This is a genomic window from Hydrocarboniphaga daqingensis, assembly GCF_900129825.1.
In the GTDB taxonomy this organism is placed as follows: Bacteria; Pseudomonadota; Gammaproteobacteria; order Nevskiales; family Nevskiaceae; genus Hydrocarboniphaga; species Hydrocarboniphaga daqingensis.
Map to the genome: position 1 here is coordinate 254,399 of NZ_FQWZ01000006.1, position 17,084 is coordinate 271,482.

Sequence of the window (17,084 nt, forward strand, 5' to 3'; positions counted from 1 at the left end):
CAGCGCGACGAGTCTTTTTTACAACGCTACCATGACTGCAAACCAGCCGACGACTTGGGAGAGTCGGCGGAATCCAATGGGGTGGAAAGCTGTGTCTGGAACACTGTTCACACAATGGAATCAGAGGCTTCTCGAGACCTATTTCGATGGGTCCATGAGGGAAGAAGAAGTTTGGCTGACGATTGACGCCTTAGAACTTGATTCGGTTGGTGCGGATCTGGGCGGTGACGCTGGGTTGATAAAGGCTGTCCGTGGTGGCCCTGAATGGACGGCGACGAATCTTCCCTCCGGTGACCGTAGCTGGCTGTCTACGACGGTTCGGGAACTGATTCGACATCGCACTCTCGTGCAGAGCCGCCCACGCGATTACGTTTGCCCATCGAAGCTAAACGCGAACTACATCGGCTCACGCCCTCCGACCTATCTGCCGATTGTGGCTGCTCTGATTCGAACAGCGGCGGCAGGTGACGAAGAAGGGTTCTACGAGCCAGTCCGTGCACAGTTGGGCTTGGAAGCAGGTTGGTACAGCACTCAACTTAGCGAAGTGCTTAGCGCACTTAGTGACCTTCAACGCTGGACCGAAGAAACTGCGGGAGCGTATGGCAGATTCACAATGACTCGATTGGGCGGGCACCGCTACGTCGGGGTACTCAAGGCACAGTGCTTGGTCGGAAACCGTGACGCGGCGCAGCTGCCAAGAGCGTTCGCGAAGGCAAATCTGGTGCCGGCAGCCAAACTCTCAGCGCAGCAATTTCAAGCATTGAAATCAGAGATTGGGAGAAGTTACTTCCTGACAAAGTCGTTGCGTGACGCTGCGACTCACTCGTTCGGAAAATACGACGAACCACTTAGCGCTCGAATCCAGGATCTGGTGGATGACTGGGACGGGACTGTTCCTTCGAAACTGCGCACGACTTCTGCGTTGCACTCGAGTCAAAGTCGCGAAGATGACCATCACAATGCCGATGAATTGGCAATCCAGATTTGCTTACTTCCTGAGGGTCAAGGCGATATTGTGTGGCAAGTGGGTCTACGGTGCCCACCATCTGAAGTCGAGGGGCAGCTAGTCCTAAGTCTTGGTGGAGCGATCTGGCTTTTCAATCGGACTAGCTCTAACTGGACGACCGGACTCCCGAGTGATCGACACAACTGCCATGAGCAGGCCGTTAAAGCCCTCACGAGCAGTGTTGATCAATCAAGCAGCGAAACTGGCTTCTTAGCTTCACTGCGTCTTGGCGACGGATGCCAAGAGTTAAAACTGCAAGCAGCGCATCTGGAGACTTCTCAACTTCGGGTGTTCGTTCCAGGCGAAAACGTTCAAGAAGACCGCATTGAGCTATGGGAGGCGCCCCTTCCGTTATATGGCCCTGCCTATATTTTGTGTAGCAACAGTGCCGTCACACCTGTGCAGAGATTTCTTGATCGATCCCTATGCACGCATTTTCAAGTCTCGCCTGTGGGGCTCCCACAAGGTTGGTCATTGCATTGCATTGAGAAATGCCAGGCATTGAGCGACGCAGACAGAGCAGCATTTCCGTTCTCTGACGAGCACCATCACGCGCCTCGCTCTGTTCGCCTGACCGGAGGGCGCTCCTTCCACCAAGGCGGGGTGAGAAAGTACCCGGCATACGACCTTCCAGATGTGGAGCTAGATGCGCCGCCAGAGGCGAGCGTGAGCGCTGAGGGGCTCGAGTTACAAGAGTTGCGCGCGACGGGCGTAGGAGACTCTCAAAGGACGTTGCCGACCGTCGGCGCGGTTAAGAGATATCGAATACTTCTGCAGGACTCAGCAAAGCTCGCTTTCAGCATCCATGCGAAAAGCAAGGATGGACGAGTCCTCGGATCATGCACTCTGAGACTTTCAGCCGAAACGGTCTATGGAAGTAGTCAGATAACAAGGCATGTTCGAGTTGATCATTACGGCTCCCCCTGCGATGAGTCCATGGGACTTTCTGGTGTCAAAGCACCAGAAAGAGCGTCTAAAGGACCGTTCTATGGATACGCCGACTACCTCACCAGAAATCAGGACGACCTAGGTCGTGAGGTATCCACAAGCGATTTGAGCTCAATAACGTCAAGCCCAATTGCACAGTTTCTTGACACGCTTGCGCAAGTCAGCTCGATGCCATACCCAGCTGCACGCGATCAATTGCAGCGGCTACTAGCTCGAGGGCGCTGGAGACGTCCATCGCTAGTGATCGAGGATCTGAGGGCTCGAGGGCACTTGGAAGTCGAAACGAATCACAAGGGCCACTTCGTCCGTGTGCACTCAGTTAAAGCAACGGCCTACCGAGTTCCGATAAAGACAGACCTTTATCTGCTGATGGGACTGTCCGGAACTTTGAGGCTGGAGCATTGGCGGCTGCTGCTGCGAAGCTCAAGTCCTTGGGAGGTGATTCTGCATCCAAGCGATGACAATGAGTTGCCTGAACTTCGATTGCTGGTGCTTCCGGACGACGACAGCGCGGTAGCAAAGTGTCTTTCCCAATGCGGATTGACACTGCATCCGACTGAAAGCTGTGCAGAGTTGTTGATCTGGAGTCCTGACGTCACGGAGATCTTCGGAGAAGTACGGAGTCGTGGCACTGAATCGCTATTTGGATCCGCCTCGATTGTGCACAAGCTCAACACGGCTAAGGGCACCTTCGTGCCGGTTGCCTCGCATGGGCATTACCTAGCAAGGGGCATCAACGCCCAGCTTCTTTGCTGCGAAGACTGGCAAACAAAAAGTCACTCCTTATACGTGCTGGCATACATGGCCGAAGACCGAACTACGAGGTACTGCTTTGTTCGGGATCATCGGTGGGGAGTTTGGATCGCGACGCTCGAGTTCGGACGCTTTCTGAAAGAGCGAACGATTTGCGACGATGGCATCCCCTGGCCGATAACCTATCGCCGCTCAGACCGCTCGTTATTTCTGCCCGAGTTGTTGCGACTTCCTTGGGTGCTTGAGCGGGTTCTGATTACTTGCGCTGGCGTGCCGCCACTACACTTGCACGGAGAGAAGCTTTCCGCGCCGGCCGACGGTAGAATTAAAGTGGAGCTTAAGGGCGTTAGCTCCGAAAGGCTCACGGTGAGCGTTGCGTATGACGAACTCATATCTGGTCGTTGGAATCAGTTCCGCGCAGTTCCGATGTCGGTCGCACTAGAAGTCGCACAAAAGATCGGGGGAAGGCTCGACGTGATTGATGATGTCGAATTGCTCGCGAGCCGCCTTGCCGAGAAGTGGGTGTCGGGTGCCTAGCAACTCAATTTCGCTCATTACCCCAGACGACAACATTTAGGACGCCCACCGAGTGGAAGATCCAGTTGGTTCATTTGAGAGCATCAAGTCGGGCTTGACGCGATACATCCAGTCCGCATTTCGTACCGACTCTGCGAGTTTTGAAGCGGATCGAGAGAGGCTGCTAAGCATTCCGGGCGTGCTTTTTCAGGAGCCCTATGTAGAGCCGATACCGACATATCGTGCAGCGAAGAGCGTTCTTGAACTAAGCGTCGATGATGTGCCGACGATGACTGCAGACGAACTCGCAGCTTTCGCGGCAATTATGAATGCAGGACTGCTCGCGGGAGGATTTCCGCTCTATACGCATCAGCATGCGATGCTCAAAGAAGCCCTCGAGGGAAAACACTGCGTCGTAGTGACCGGTACAGGCTCCGGAAAGACCGAGTCGTTCCTTCTTCCAGCGATCGCGCAGATCGTAAGGGAGTCGTTTCGCAAGAACTGGAGCCCGGTTGCGAGCACTCCAGCGCACGGATCTCCGTCATCGCATCTCCCAACATGGGACCAGACGAAACCAACACTCAGGGGAGAGTCTAGAGCGCCAGCGGTCCGAGCTTTAGTGCTCTACCCAATGAATGCGCTGGTTGAAGATCAGGTATCGCGACTTCGTGGAGCGCTGGATTCAGATGAAGTAAGAGCGCAGATGGATTTACACCTGCGAGGCAACCGTATTCGCTTCGGCCGCTACAACGGTTCAACCGAAGTGTCGGGCCACCCATTTAAGTTCAAACAGCGGAAAGATGGCACGTCCGAACTCGTTCCGAACAGCGACAAACGTGAGGCTTTGAGGGAAGCGCTGGAGCGGGCTCGAAAAGAGTACACGCAGATCGTGAATGAAATCACTCGGATACGGACTGACCGAGACGATGCGGTCAAGGATGGAAATCTCGCGCGAAGCGAAGCACTAGAAAGGAATCTAGCAGACTTGGTGGAACAGTCTCGCTTCATGCCCCGCATCTCGGTTGACTCGTCTGAGGTTTTTCATCGATGGGAAATGCAGGCCTCCCCGCCGGATTTCCTGATCACGAACGTCAGTATGTTGTCGATCATGTTGATGCGACATCGTCACCCGAATATTCCAGACGACCGAGCTGATGCAGACATTTTCGATGCGACAAAAAGGTGGCTAGAGGCAGATCGGACCAATCACATCTTTCAGTTGGTCGTTGATGAGCTTCACCTTTACCGAGGCTCAGCAGGTACAGAGGTCGCTTACTTGCTTAGGCTGCTCGTTGATCGTCTCGGCCTGACGCCCGACAGCCCTCAGCTTCGGATCCTTGCCTCGAGCGCATCCCTGGATCCCGAAGACTCCAAAACGTTCGACTTTCTAGGTGGAATGTTCGGACTCTCGTCTGAGGAGGCTAAGCAGAAATTCCATCTTGAGCAGGGCAGACTGCAGTTTGAGGGTGCAGCGCGGTTCGCTGTCGGCCTCCCGGTTGAAGCTGCTTCTTGGCTAAGTGCTATAGGTGAGATGCTACGTGACGGTACGGCGCCTAAAGCGGATGAACTTCGCATGGCCGGCGAGCTTCTTGCATCCATACCGAACATAGGAAATATCGTTGTCTCGGCGTTCATCGTGGATCGTGTACGTGCTCGACCTCTCGGCGAGGCCGCAGACGAACTATTTCCGTCACTAGATCGGCAAAAAGCGCTGCTTGCAGTTCGTGGCTTCTTTCACGTGATCGCCGTAGGCCCATCGGCACTTAGGGATCGAGTCCCAAGAATTCGATTCCACTGGATGGCTAAGAACGTAGATGGCATCTGGGCGACAGCAGCACTTTCCGACGACGACCCCAAGCGGCGATGCGGTCCTTTGGTGCCAGAACCACCTCCAACAATGCTCATCGGAGGTAATCGTGCACTTGAGGTTCTCTACTGTGAGTGCTGCGGTACGCAATTGCTTTGCGGTAGCAAGATCGCGGTGGCTTCTGAGCCCGCTGACGGCCCCGTGGGGCTGCCTGGACTACAGAAGACTGAAGAACGGTATGAGCTGACTCCTTTGTCTTCGCAGCTTCAAGGGCTTCCGGAAACTATTCCCGAGACTCGGACTGATGCTCAGCCCTATCGCGATCTTGGAGTGATTTGGATTCATTCAAGCGACTGGCACCCTTCTGCTGCAGACGAAGATGCTTTGAAATGGCGACAAGGTACGATCGAGCGAGATGACAAGCGCGCTCCTAAAGATTTGCGCGATGCCTGCTGGAAGCCAGCATGGATTGATCCGGTAGTCGGCATTGTTACGGTCTCGAGCAAGACGCCTCCGTTGGGATCAGTCGCTTGTCGGTGGCTATACATCGATCCAGATCCACCTGGATTGACGATTCCAGCCATGCCTCAAGTTTGCCCGTCGTGCCATATCGACTATTCAGAGCATCGAGGTGGCAGGACTGCACCAATTCGCTCGTTCGTAACCGGTCTGGCAAGAACATCGCACCTGCTGGCGAAGCATCTGCTAGCCGCGCTTCCAGCAGGTCAAGCTCGAAAGCTTGTGGCGTTTTCTGACAGTCGTGAGTCTGCAGCCAATTTGTCGGTCGGAGTTGAGGAGGAGCAGTGGAATCATCTTCTTCGAGTTTCGATTCTCAGCGGCATCCACGAGTCCACCTCAGGGAGACTGGACGACTGGTATCGGCAGATTCGAACAGCGATTGAATCAGGTGACTTGTTGGGAGCGAACGAGGTACTCAAGAGAGGGAATGGGGTACTTAATAGCGAAGATAGACAAGCGCTAATGGCTGCGTTCGGGGCAGTTCTCAACGCTGTCAACGGTAACAAGGCAACACCTGAGTGGCAGGCAATCGCTGAGCGCCTCGATGGAAACGGAAGAGATCTAGTCGCGATTCATTCATTGCTTGCCAATCCAGATCCTATAGCTGGCACATCGCTGACCCCGGTATGGAAAGCGTTTGTCCGGCTGGGTACGAATCCCTCTGGCGCAACGATTGGAGATAAGGCAGTCGCTAAACGAGTTGACTGGACCACGCAATTCAAGAGCGATGCCTCAGGAAATCTGCTACCCGAACTATCTGACTCCGCCGTCGCAGAACGTGTCGAAGTCATTGGCAATCGCCTCCGCACAAAGTCATGGCGAGCACTTAGCGGAAGATTGCTTTATGACCTAGAGGCGCAAGGCGTCGGACATCTGGCATTGCCTGATAATGTTTTTCGAGCAAATGCCAACAAGGCGATGTCCGAGGCCGCGGAAACAGTTCTGCGCATTCTGGCGGAGTCGAATCGCGTCTCGCCGTCTCAGTACCAATCCTCAACAAGCCAAGAATGGACTGATGACCAACCCCGCGGAGCTAATAGGGAGGGAAGCGCTAAGCGTCGAGTGTTTCGATATCTCTCCGCCGTTGCCAAAAAGCAAAACCTTGCGCTTGAACTTGTTCGCTCGCAAGTAGCAACCTCTCTCAAAAGTGCCGGACATAAGGCCGCGGGTGGTGGATGGGGAATTGTGTCGCTTGGCTTCCTGTTCGTATCGGTTGCCAGGCGCGAAGATAGGCCTTGGATTTGCAATCGATGTAACCAGATACACTGGCACAAATCGGCGGGCATTTGCTCCCGCTGCTGTGACGAGCTGCCCGTCGAGAGAAACGGGAGCCAGAAGGCCAGTGAAATCGAGGCCAATCACTACAATGCAAGCGAAGCGAGAAAGCAGGGATCTGCATTTCGGATTCATGCAGAAGAACTCACTGGGCAGACCGCTAATCAAGCGCAGCGACAACGGCACTTCCGCGGAATCTTTTTCGCAGGAGAGGTGGTGGACGATCCGGTTCGCCGTAGCTTCGTCCGCAACGTTGACGAAATTGACCTGCTTTCAGTTACGACTACTATGGAAGTCGGAGTGGATATCGGATCGCTCCAGGCCGTTTTGCAGGCGAACATGCCGCCGGAGCGATTCAACTACCAGCAGCGGGCCGGTCGCGCGGGTCGAAAGGGCCAGCCATTCTCCGCCGTTCTAACCTATTGCAAAGGACAGACGCACGATCGGATCCATTTCGAGTTCCCGTCTGAAATGACAGGCGGCGTCCCCCCGCAACCGAGTGTCTCCACGGGGGACGACCAGAGAATTCTTGCCGAAAGACTGGTTGCGAAGGAAGTCCTCCGCCAGGCGTTTCGGGCTGGTGGTCTGACTTGGTCAGATTCAGGAAGCCCGCCGGATAGTCACGGGGAATTTGGGCTTGCAAGGTTTGGATCTCAATCGCCTGAATCCATCGAAGAATGGATGCGGGCCAATCAGTCGACGGTAAAGCGTATCTGCGATGTAGTTGCTCGTGGAACCTTCATCGACATCGCTTGCTTGCATCGCTCCGCTGAGCTTATTCCGATGCGAATGCGTGAGTGCCTTCAGTCTGGGCGGTCAACGGCCGAAGGCGTTGCACATCAATTGGCGGAGGGTGGCCTTCTGCCTATGTATGGGATGCCCACAAGTGTGAGGAGCCTAGTCTTTTCACTCCCTCCGAGCTCGGGAAAAGCCCCCCCGATTGCGAAGACGCTAGACCGCCCATTCGACCAAGCAGTCTCCGAATTTGTGCCCGGAGCAGAAAGAACATGGGACAAGAGGAAGCTCACTCCGATAGGGATTGCTGGTGAAATCTCGTACGACAAAATCGCCAGGGAGTGGACATCGAGCCTGTCCCCAGTTTCAGCAGCATTCGGGCAACTCGCTTGCCCGAATTGTAGGCAACTCCGAGTCATCGCACTTACGCCAGAGACTTTTGAGGCTAAGCCGGGACAACATGAGCAATGGTGGCGCCCGGAAATTGCTCACGCCCCCGCAGTCAATGTTTGTTGCCCAGGATGCAGAGCGACAAAAGCAAAAGTGTCTCTCGCCATTTCCCCCAGAACATTCATCACCGATCTCAGGGTGGATCAGTCGGCTACGGCTGCCGGAGACAAGCGAGGGCGTAGTGTCAGTGCGATGGTAGGAGCGCCTCTCATTGTTGCCGCGAATTACAGAAGGGCGGGCGGCGCGGATATCGCTCTTGCAAGCCAAGGATTGGTCTTTCGATCCAACAGCAGGGCGGGTGAGCTATTCGCCCTCAAGGCGAAAACATCCGTCTCCACCTTTGAATCGGACATCCAGCCCAATCAGTTTCTGAGAGGGCAGCTCCGCTGCAATCAGGAAGACGCGCCCACCGATCGTGACTGGCGCGTTGCAATCGTTGCTCCAAAGACTACGGACGTGATGGCAATTCTGCTTCTTGGACGCAAGGGGTTGTCGTTTTCAGACGCTCTTCAGCCATTAGATGCCCGGCGTGCCGCATGGTACTCGGCGGCGACGATCCTTCAGCGTGCCGTAGCGTTGGAGCTGGATGTCGATTCAATGGACATCGAGATTGCATCCGTTCACGGCGTGCTTGGAATGGACAGTGGAGACGACCAAAGTGGTGAGATGTACTTGGCCGACTCGCATCCCAACGGATCTGGCCTTGTTAAATGGGTGGCAGCGAACTGGATCGAATTGCTTAATGGTTGCGTAACTGGGCGCGGAAACTACGGGGGGATGGGACGCCGTCTCCGTGAGCAAGCGCGGCGTGCGATTGCTGAGCCGTGGAGTACCCCGGCGCTACTTCTGCAGGGGTTCCGAAACCGCCAGCTCCACGGACTTCTCGACTGGCAACTCGGGATCGACCTTCTGGCTGTAATGCTCGACGAGTCCTTCGTCCCTGGCCTTACTAAAGAAATTAGCGGTGCGCAGTTCATCAGTGAGGGCATGGAGTCTTGGGAGGTCAGTGCCAGGATGGCCGCGGAGCGCTATGCGCGTGCCTTCGATTCGAGCTGCACATTGCTGCCTGCCGATGGATGGATATCCGGATGGAAAACTAGCGGCGGTCAACTTATCGCAGTGGTCCATCCGCTATGGTCGGCGTCCAGCGCAACCTCCGACCAAGTGCGTCGCATATTGGCGTGGGGTCGAAAGAATGAGGCCAGAGAGATCGTTCTTGTTGATTCGTTCAATCTGCTGCGCCGCATGTCCTGGGTCCGAGGAAACCTCCACCTATTCCCTCTGCTTGACGCTTCCACTGGTCGAATTGAGCGCCCAGCAGGTGCAGCCGAAGCCGACAAAGAGACGGCTGCTGACAGTCATCTAGATATCGAATCGATACTGGCCGCGTTGCCAGGGACGCAGATGGCGTCTGGAGGAAAGGTCTGGAGGCGCATGGAGGGAGGGTCGCAATTGGCGGGGAGCTCCACAGGCGAATGGCTTGCATCGCATCCAGACGGGACCATTGTCGAACTTGTTGTCAGGGAGCTCGCGGGCGAGAAGCGTGTTAAGGCCGTCGGTGGGACCTGGATACCAAGCGAGCAATGGGGTGCATACAAGCTTTATGCGATTCGAGAGGGGCAATAGCTCATGCCGCAAGTTCTCGGCGGCATTCCGCATAACGTTTGGGAAGCGCGAGTTCTTCAGAAGCTGCGGCGTCAGCTGCCAGCCGACTGGATAGTTCTCGCCGGTGTTTCCTGGGCCGTAAGAAGCGAAGGCTACATTCGTGATGGCCAGGCCGATTTTGTTGTTCTCGTGCCTGGGTCCGGGATGTGCGTGCTTGAGGTTAAAGGTTCGAGTGCAATCCGGATCCGAGAAGATGGGAGCTGGCAACGACATCAAGGTGGAGATGTATGGATTGATGTATCCCCAACACCTTTTGAGCAGGCTACATCCAACATGCATTCGTTGGCGGCGATCGCCGAAGGATTTCTGGGGCGTCGTAACTTCCCGGGTCGATTCTCCTTCCTAGTTGCCTACCCGAATGGCGAAATCGTAGGCCGCCCCACCACCTACGACATATCGACGCTACTGTCAAAGCGAGACATGGAGGATCTGCCCGCTCGAATAAGAGCGTCTCTAAGCGCTCGTGGTGCCGAAGCCCTTGGTCTGCAGTTCGCTGGAGCAGTGGTAACTGATACTGCCAATGGCTTTGTGAACAAGTCATTCCGAGTCTCAGTTGTTGATACTTCAGACGATGCTCAGGCTGATGTGGCTGAGGTGAACAAGCTCACTAGGCAGCAGTTCTCTGCGTTGAAGGGTGTCTTCGACTTCCCAAGTGTTGCAGTTACGGGGCCGGCTGGTTCCGGCAAGACACTCATTGCCATGTGGAGGCTAAGAGCGTTGGTCACCGACGGGCGAAATGCGATTTACGTTTGCTTCAACAAGAATCTCGCTGAGTGGCTTAGGTGCACGAATGTAGATTTGGCGGATCATATTCACAGCATGCACAAGATGTTTCTGTCGATGACCGGATTGCGTGTGCCTAGCCTGTCGGGGGCGATGAATGAGTTCTTCGACGTTGTTCTTCCTAACGCGGCTTTCGATGCGGCCAGCAATCTTGACGAGAGGGATAAGTACGACGCCGTGATCGTGGACGAAGGACAGGATCTCGGCGAGGCCTCAGAGCTGGCTGTGAGAGAGATGCTCAAATCTTCCAGAGGCCAGTGGCTTCTGTTCGCAGACGAAAAGCAGAATGTTTACCAAGCTGGCACCAGCAGATATCTAACTGCGGAGGTGGTATTTCGACTCCATCATAACTGCAGAAACACAGAACGAGTCAACGCTGCGACAAACAACTACTGTGGACACAAGATTGAGTCAGTTCCAGAGATATCCCGAGGAGTGATGCCGCTGATCGACTGTCCAGGAAATCCGCTTGCCCAGATTAACGCCGCCTGGAAATTGTGCAGTGAGTGGAGAGCTCTTGGATCGGTAGCAATTCTGTCGCCGTTTCGGCTCGACAACTCAATTCTTGCAGGCGTACAGCGCGCGCATGGACTTCAGCTGTCGCAGGACATCAGTGATCTTGGCAAACCGGACGTGGTTGTCTTTTCGACAATCAAGGCATTTAAGGGCATAGAAGCATCAGCGGTTGTTGTCGTAGACGTAGACGTTCCTGAGTCAACTGTTTCTTTCACGGTCGAGGACCTGTACGTCGCCTGTACGAGGCCCACTGCACGGCTCGCTTTGATCTGTAGATCGGCGGAAGCTCGCGATTGGTTCGAGGGCAAGCAGTGCCAGAAGACTAATGACCGGTAGATTGGAACTATTGATTGCCGCAGATCACGACACCACGAAAAGCCGGGTCCAATCTGTGGTGTACGGCGGCGATGGCATCCCCGCTTTCAGGTTCCATTGTTTCTGAATGCCGGCGCCGGCGTGACCCACCCCCAATTTTTTTCTGGGCCGGCAGTTAGTAGAAAATTCGATCTCCGTAATCTTCCCCGTCCCGGACACATTTCAAAACCAGAGCTTCCTGGCATCGTAAAGCCCGGAGGCAGGAATGAAGAAGTCACGATTTACCGAAACCCAGATCGGCACGATCTTGAAGCAGGCGGACGCGGACATGGCTGTGAAGGACATCTGTCGGAAGGCCGGCATCAGTGAGCCGACTTACTACAGCTGGAAATCGAAGTATGGCGGCATGCAGGCGTCGGGTCTGAAGCGGACCAAGGAACTCGAGGCTGAGCTGCCGAAGCTCAAGCGCATGTACGCGGACCTGACGCTCGAGAATCACGCGATGAAGGATCTGATCGCAAAAAAAACTGTAGGGCCGGAGGCCAAGCGAGCGGCGGCCGGCTATCTGGTGGACACGCACGAAGTGCCCATTGCTCGCGCCTGCAGCTGCGTCGTGCTGTCGCGATCGGCGTGCTACCGCGAGCCCGATCACTGGACGGTACGCGACGCAGAAGTGGTCGCGGCCTTGGCGGCCCTTATCCAGGACCGGCCGAGCCGTGGCTTCTGAATGCGTCGCAAGCAGCTGCGCCGCCAGGGCCGGCCGTGGAATCACAAACGGATTTATCGGGTGTACGAGCTGAAGAAGCTCAACCTACGCCGGGTAGCGAAGCGCCGCCTGCCCCAGCGCGAGCGGGTGCCTCTGTATGTGCCGCGGCTGCCGGACAGCGTCTGGTCGGCCGATTTCATGAGCGACACGCTGATCTGTGGACGCCGCTACCGCCTCGTCAACGTCGTCGACGATTTCAGTCGCGAGCTGCTGTAGGTGGAGGTCGATACCGCGATCACTTCGGAACGATTGATCCGGGTCTTCGAGCGGCTGCGTAAGGAGCGCGGCCTGCCGCAGGTGCTCCGAACCGACAACGGCCCGGAGTTTCTGGGCGACGCCTTCACCCAATGGGCCACGGCGGCAAGTATGGCGATCCAGTACATCCAGCCTGGCAAGCCCAACCAGAACGCCTATATCGAGCGCTTCAAGCGCACGATGCGCAACGAGCTACTCGACCAGCATCTCTTCGTCCGCCTCGACGATGTCGCGAAGCTGTCTACTGGTGGATGCCCGAATACAACGAACAAAGACCCCATGACTCGCTCGGCGATATGGCGCCGATCGAGTACACACAAGCCGCCAGAAACTCTAGTTTCGAACTGTCGCCTTGACGGGGAAGATTACGCACTCATGCCGCCCTCCTATTTTTAAGGTCCAACACCCAACATCAGCCGCGGACTAGCCGTAGCAAAGCGGAGGCAAGTCCGCGGCTGGAGCGACATTGTTAAGAGCTTGGATCGGTTGGCGCAGGGCTTTCGCCGCTCGGATTAACAGGCTTGTCTTCGGCAGTGGGAGCGTCCGATGTCGAGGGTGTGGTGACTGAGGGAATGGACGCTGGAGGGGCTTCGGGTTTGTGCTGACCGTCAGTTGATGAGGAGGCGCTATCCTGGAACTTCAAAACATCTCTCAGTAACTGATTCGTATCCAACGGTTTGAATGCGCGAGGAGCATCTTCCTGGGGCTCCGATTGTTTGTAGAGCAGAGGTATTTCTTTCTCGATGAGTGATGCAGCTGAGTTAAATACACTCATTTGATATTCAAGAAGCTGTCTTTCGTTTATGGCGCCATTCATATACATCTGACAGACGAAATATGAGTTGGCCAAAAACAGCTGCATACCTTGTGTTCTTCTGTTTAAGACCGAGTTTGAACTGGCAGCCGCCATAATGGCGCCAATCTTCGCCGTAACTTCACTAGGCAAATCCGCTTCGGCGGTTGCCTGAAAAAAACGAGAAATATCTGAGCCAACTTCAGTTGGAGCTTCAGCGCAGAATCTGTTGCGATAGAAATTTACAAGAACTACTCGACGTTCTGGCGTCAATGAGAGCGTGCCGACCATGCCAGGAGAAAAAACGGATGCGTTTAGCTTTTCCTCAATGACTGGTCTCTCTAGCGGCGGTGTGAAGTATGCGCACCCATGCATAAGCAGGCACACCAAACCGACGCTAGCAACCTTGACTGCATGTAGATACATAACTCCCCCTGTGTGACGGTAAAATCCTTACATCCGCACTAAGCGGCTGGGTTGCAGCACCAAAGCGAAGGAAAGCGGCTCGGCTAGAGTGCGTCTTTGGCCGTCATCTCGCCGTGACTATCTGAGCAATGATTGCGCCTACTGACAAAGCTAGCGCCACAAGCGAAATCCCCAACGACCACATGAACTTAGAGTGCTCCTGATTTTGACGAGCCAAGATAGCTGCAAGGTAAGGCAAGTTGATTGCGTGACGCAGTTCTCCGGCCCGTGGCGCAAACAAGTGAACAGCGGCGTTCCCCCCGGTCCTATATTGATACTTATGATCTAGATAGGAATAGAGATAACCAAATAGAATGTGCTTGTTGCAGCCCAGCTTTTTCGCGACCGATTCAACATCGATTTCCACCCAAACCTTTCCGACGCCCTGCCCTTCGACCGGGAATGAGGTCTCATACATGCTGTAAATGCAGCGGAGGACCTCTCTTTCAGTCGGAATATAATTTGGCATGACGGCTAACGGCATGGCTCTGCCGCGGAACAGCCGTGAGGCCGTGCTGTCGGCTGGAACCGCTGGTTAGATGCCTTCCCAGCCACGCGCTTTTGCCTCTGCAAGAAGCATTGAAAGCTCTTTCGCTGGAATCATCAACGAGTATTGCCCGAAAACCCACTTGCCCTTTCGGCCTGGTTTATGGCCACTCATGTAGTAAGTGAAACGGTATTCAGTACGTTGATCTGCCTCCCATTTCATTTTCTGGAAGTAGATCAGCTTTCCTAAGCCAAATGGGATGACTATTTCGTCTTCGACATGGAATGCGACTTTCTCGCCGGAGATCGACTTGATCACCCGACGCTTGCCCTTGCTGTTGGGATATGGAAGGCCACTCATGGCATCCAGCTAGTATTCGGCATCAGAAGGGACGGCCATCACGGCACACCTCGCAGCGTCGTTATCAGCATCTTTCTCATCTGATTGATTTTCCCTTGGCTAGTCCTTGAAAAAGTCCTTTGCCGAATCAGGCGAAAGCATTACACGCCAAATCCGCAGGGCCGTAGGGCCGTTTACTCAACCGTAGCCATCCCTTGCATCAAAGCGAACAAATCTAAGGGTCGTACGTCGACTGGATCGAGTGGTTAATCTGATCACGACAAACGGCGCGCGTAATGTGACGGGTTTCGCAGAATTGCAGATGGCGTCTGCTTGCTTGCAGCTGATGCGCAATGACGATTGCTTCTTTCGGTAGGACCTATCCAAATCGCGCGGTATAAGCCGCGAAGTTGGGTGCAGTAGAGATGAGCGGCCGTTACGGGCTCAAACGCTGATAAGGGGAATGCGCTAGTTAACCGGGCGTCGATCCGCGGCCGCCGCTGCAGGGTGAAGTCAGTTGGTTCGCGACAAGTCTGTCGACGACAGCCGCACCCTTGCGGTGCGGCGACCCTGCTGAGCCGATCCCGGCCCAGCGTGCAGCTCTCTCTACCGCCCAACCTCCGCCGACACCGCCTCACTCGCCGCCCGCAGCATCGGCTGCAGTCGGCGTTCGGCCTCGGCAAGTTCAGCGTATTGGTTGGAGCGCAGTCGCAGGTACCGTTCGCCGTCGTTGAAGTCGGTCTGGATCGTGGCGGTGGCGTAGGTGCGCAGTAGGTCGGCGTAGGCGTCTTGTTCGTCGTACAGCGCCGACAGCGTCAGCAGCGTGGGTACTTGCAGGCGTGGCAGCACTTGGCTGACCAGCGCGGAGTCGTAGGCGGCGCGGGAGAAGCGGACGGCGGCGCTGCGCTGGCGGGCGGCGTCGGGGAAGATGAATTCGCCGGTCTTTTGGAAGGTTTGCGACGAGTCGCGGAACGCGATCGCCATTGCGTCCTGATACGCGAGCGCTTCGTCGATGGCGGTGGCGTTGGCCTTGATTTCCTGCACCAGCGCGATCAGCACGTTCTGCGTCAGCGCGCGCTTTTCACGGTTGTCGCGCCAGTCGTCGAGCGCCAGCGCCAGCAGCACGCTGCCGATGACCATCAGCATGTCGAACGCGACGCGGCCCAAGCCGAGCCGGCGCGGCGCGACGGCGGCGGCGCCCTCGCTGCTCACGCCTGAGTGCCGCCGACCGTGAGGCCGTCGATGCGCAGCGTCGGCTGGCCGACGCCGACCGGCACGCTCTGGCCTTCTTTGCCGCAGACGCCGACGCCACCGTCGAGCTTCAGATCGTGGCCGACCATGGACACGGCGCGCATCGCTTCCGGCCCGTTGCCGATCAGCGTGGCGCCCTTGACCGGCCGCGTGATCTTGCCGTCTTCGATCAGGTAGGCCTCGGACGCGCTGAACACGAAGTTGCCGCTGGTGATGTCCACCTGGCCGCCGCCGAAGTTCACCGCGTACAAGCCGCGCGGCACGCTGCGGATGATCTCTTCCGGATCGTGCGGGCCGGCCAGCATGTAGGTGTTGGTCATCCGCGGCATCACCAGGCTGGCGAAGGATTCGCGCCGGCCGTTGCCGGTGGGTTCCATGCCCATTAGCCGCGCATTCAAGGTGTCTTGCAGGTAGCCCTTGAGGATGCCGTTTTCGATCAGCGTGGTGCAGCGCGTCGGCGTGCCTTCGTCGTCGAGGTTCAGCGATCCGCGGCGGCCGGCAAGCGTGCCGTCGTCGACGATCGTGCAGTACTCGCTGGCGACCTTCTGGCCGATGCGGCCCGAATACGCCGAGCTGCCCTTGCGGTTGAAGTCACCTTCCAGCCCGTGGCCGACGGCTTCGTGCAGCAGCACGCCGGGCCAGCCCGGGCCGAGCACCACCGGCATGTTGCCGGCTGGCGCGGCGATCGAATCCAGCAGCGCAACAGCCTGGCGCACGGCTTCGCGTGCGTACTCTTCTGGATGCTGGCTGCCAGCAAAGTAATCGAGCGCGCTGCGCCCGCCGCCACCGACATGCGCCTGCTCGCGGCGGCCGTTGGCCTCGACGATCACGGTCACGTCCATGCGGATCAGCGGCCGCACGTCGGCCGCAAGGCGCCCGTCGGTGCTGGCCATCACCACCACTTCGTAGTTCATCGCCAGCGCGCACATCACCTGCTTTACGCGCGGATCGGCGGCGCGCGCAGCGGCATCGGCGCGGCGCAGCAGCTGCAGTTTTTCCGGCGTGGGCAGCGTGTCCAGCGGGTTGATCGCCGGGTACAGCGCGCGGCCGGTGCTCTCGGTCAGCGCGCGCAGGCTGTGCGTGGCGCCGCGATCGACGATCGCACGCGCAGCCGTGGCCGCGTCCTGCAGCGCGTCGTAGCGCAGCTCTTCGGTGTAGGCCAAGCCTTGGCGGTCGCCCGACACGGCGCGCACGCCCACGCCCTGCTCCACGTTGTGGCTGCCGCTTTTGACGATGCCCTCTTCCAGCGACCAGTGCTCCGACTTGGAAAACTGGAAGTACAAGTCGGCGGCGTCGATGCCCGGCTTCATCAGGCCGTCGAGCACGCGGCTAAGGCGCGCTTCGTCGAGTTCGGCGGGGTTCAGCAGCGTGGCGCGGGCGACGTCGAGGGCAGTGCTCATGGAATCTCGTCAGGTTTAATTGTTATTGATGATCGTAATG

The 17,084-nt window shown here is 56.7% G+C and carries 9 protein-coding genes and 1 pseudogene; 4 read left to right on the plus strand and 6 right to left on the minus strand.

Annotated elements, in window-relative coordinates; all coding sequences use genetic code 11:
* Positions 1-154 precede the first annotated feature (154 nt).
* Genes BUB09_RS17025 through BUB09_RS13355 form a run of 3 tightly spaced genes read left to right on the plus strand, consistent with a single transcriptional unit; the run spans position 155 to position 11,309 of the window.
* A complete protein-coding gene (locus BUB09_RS17025) occupies positions 155-3,244 on the plus strand; it encodes a hypothetical protein (RefSeq protein ID WP_139250283.1) in 3,090 nt (1,029 codons plus the stop codon).
* A 52-nt stretch (positions 3,245-3,296) separates the two neighbouring features.
* Positions 3,297-9,635 carry a DEAD/DEAH box helicase gene (locus tag BUB09_RS13350; RefSeq protein ID WP_139250284.1) on the plus strand — a complete coding sequence of 2,113 codons (6,339 nt, stop codon included), beginning with the start codon at positions 3,297-3,299 and terminating at the stop codon, positions 9,633-9,635.
* A 3-nt stretch (positions 9,636-9,638) separates the two neighbouring features.
* Positions 9,639-11,309, plus strand: coding sequence for an NERD domain-containing protein (locus BUB09_RS13355; protein WP_072898222.1), 1,671 nt, complete (start codon positions 9,639-9,641; stop codon positions 11,307-11,309).
* 24 nt (positions 11,310-11,333) lie between these two features.
* Here BUB09_RS13355 and BUB09_RS17680 read toward each other — a convergent pair whose 3' ends face one another.
* Positions 11,334-11,507 carry a DUF4113 domain-containing protein gene (locus tag BUB09_RS17680; RefSeq protein WP_084083426.1) on the minus strand — a complete coding sequence of 58 codons (174 nt, stop codon included), beginning with the start codon at positions 11,505-11,507 and terminating at the stop codon, positions 11,334-11,336.
* Between the two features lie 46 nt (positions 11,508-11,553).
* On the opposite strand from BUB09_RS17680, the pseudogene BUB09_RS17730 reads away from it, so the two are divergent.
* Positions 11,554-12,665 (plus strand): annotated as a pseudogene (locus BUB09_RS17730) (IS3 family transposase).
* A gap of 113 nt (positions 12,666-12,778) precedes the next feature.
* On the opposite strand, the gene BUB09_RS16810 reads toward BUB09_RS17730, so the two are convergent.
* The 5 genes from BUB09_RS16810 to tldD all read right to left on the minus strand — a co-directional run bounded on the left by BUB09_RS16810 (position 12,779) and on the right by tldD (position 17,044).
* Entirely contained in the window at positions 12,779-13,393 is a 615-nt protein-coding gene (locus BUB09_RS16810; protein WP_175550201.1) for a hypothetical protein, read from the minus strand.
* 238 nt (positions 13,394-13,631) lie between these two features.
* Positions 13,632-14,051, minus strand: a complete 420-nt coding sequence (locus BUB09_RS13375) for a hypothetical protein (protein WP_217650304.1) — start codon at positions 14,049-14,051, stop codon at positions 13,632-13,634.
* Between the two features lie 51 nt (positions 14,052-14,102).
* On the minus strand, positions 14,103-14,414 hold the full coding sequence (locus BUB09_RS13380; protein WP_072898225.1) for a hypothetical protein: 312 nt from the start codon (positions 14,412-14,414) through the stop codon (positions 14,103-14,105).
* Between the two features lie 585 nt (positions 14,415-14,999).
* Positions 15,000-15,605, minus strand: a complete 606-nt coding sequence (locus BUB09_RS13385) for a hypothetical protein (RefSeq protein WP_072898226.1) — start codon at positions 15,603-15,605, stop codon at positions 15,000-15,002.
* A complete protein-coding gene (gene tldD / locus BUB09_RS13390) occupies positions 15,602-17,044 on the minus strand; it encodes a metalloprotease TldD (RefSeq protein WP_072898227.1) in 1,443 nt (480 codons plus the stop codon). The genes BUB09_RS13385 and tldD overlap by 4 nt, the downstream gene beginning before the upstream one ends.
* Between the last annotated feature and the right edge of the window lie 40 nt (positions 17,045-17,084).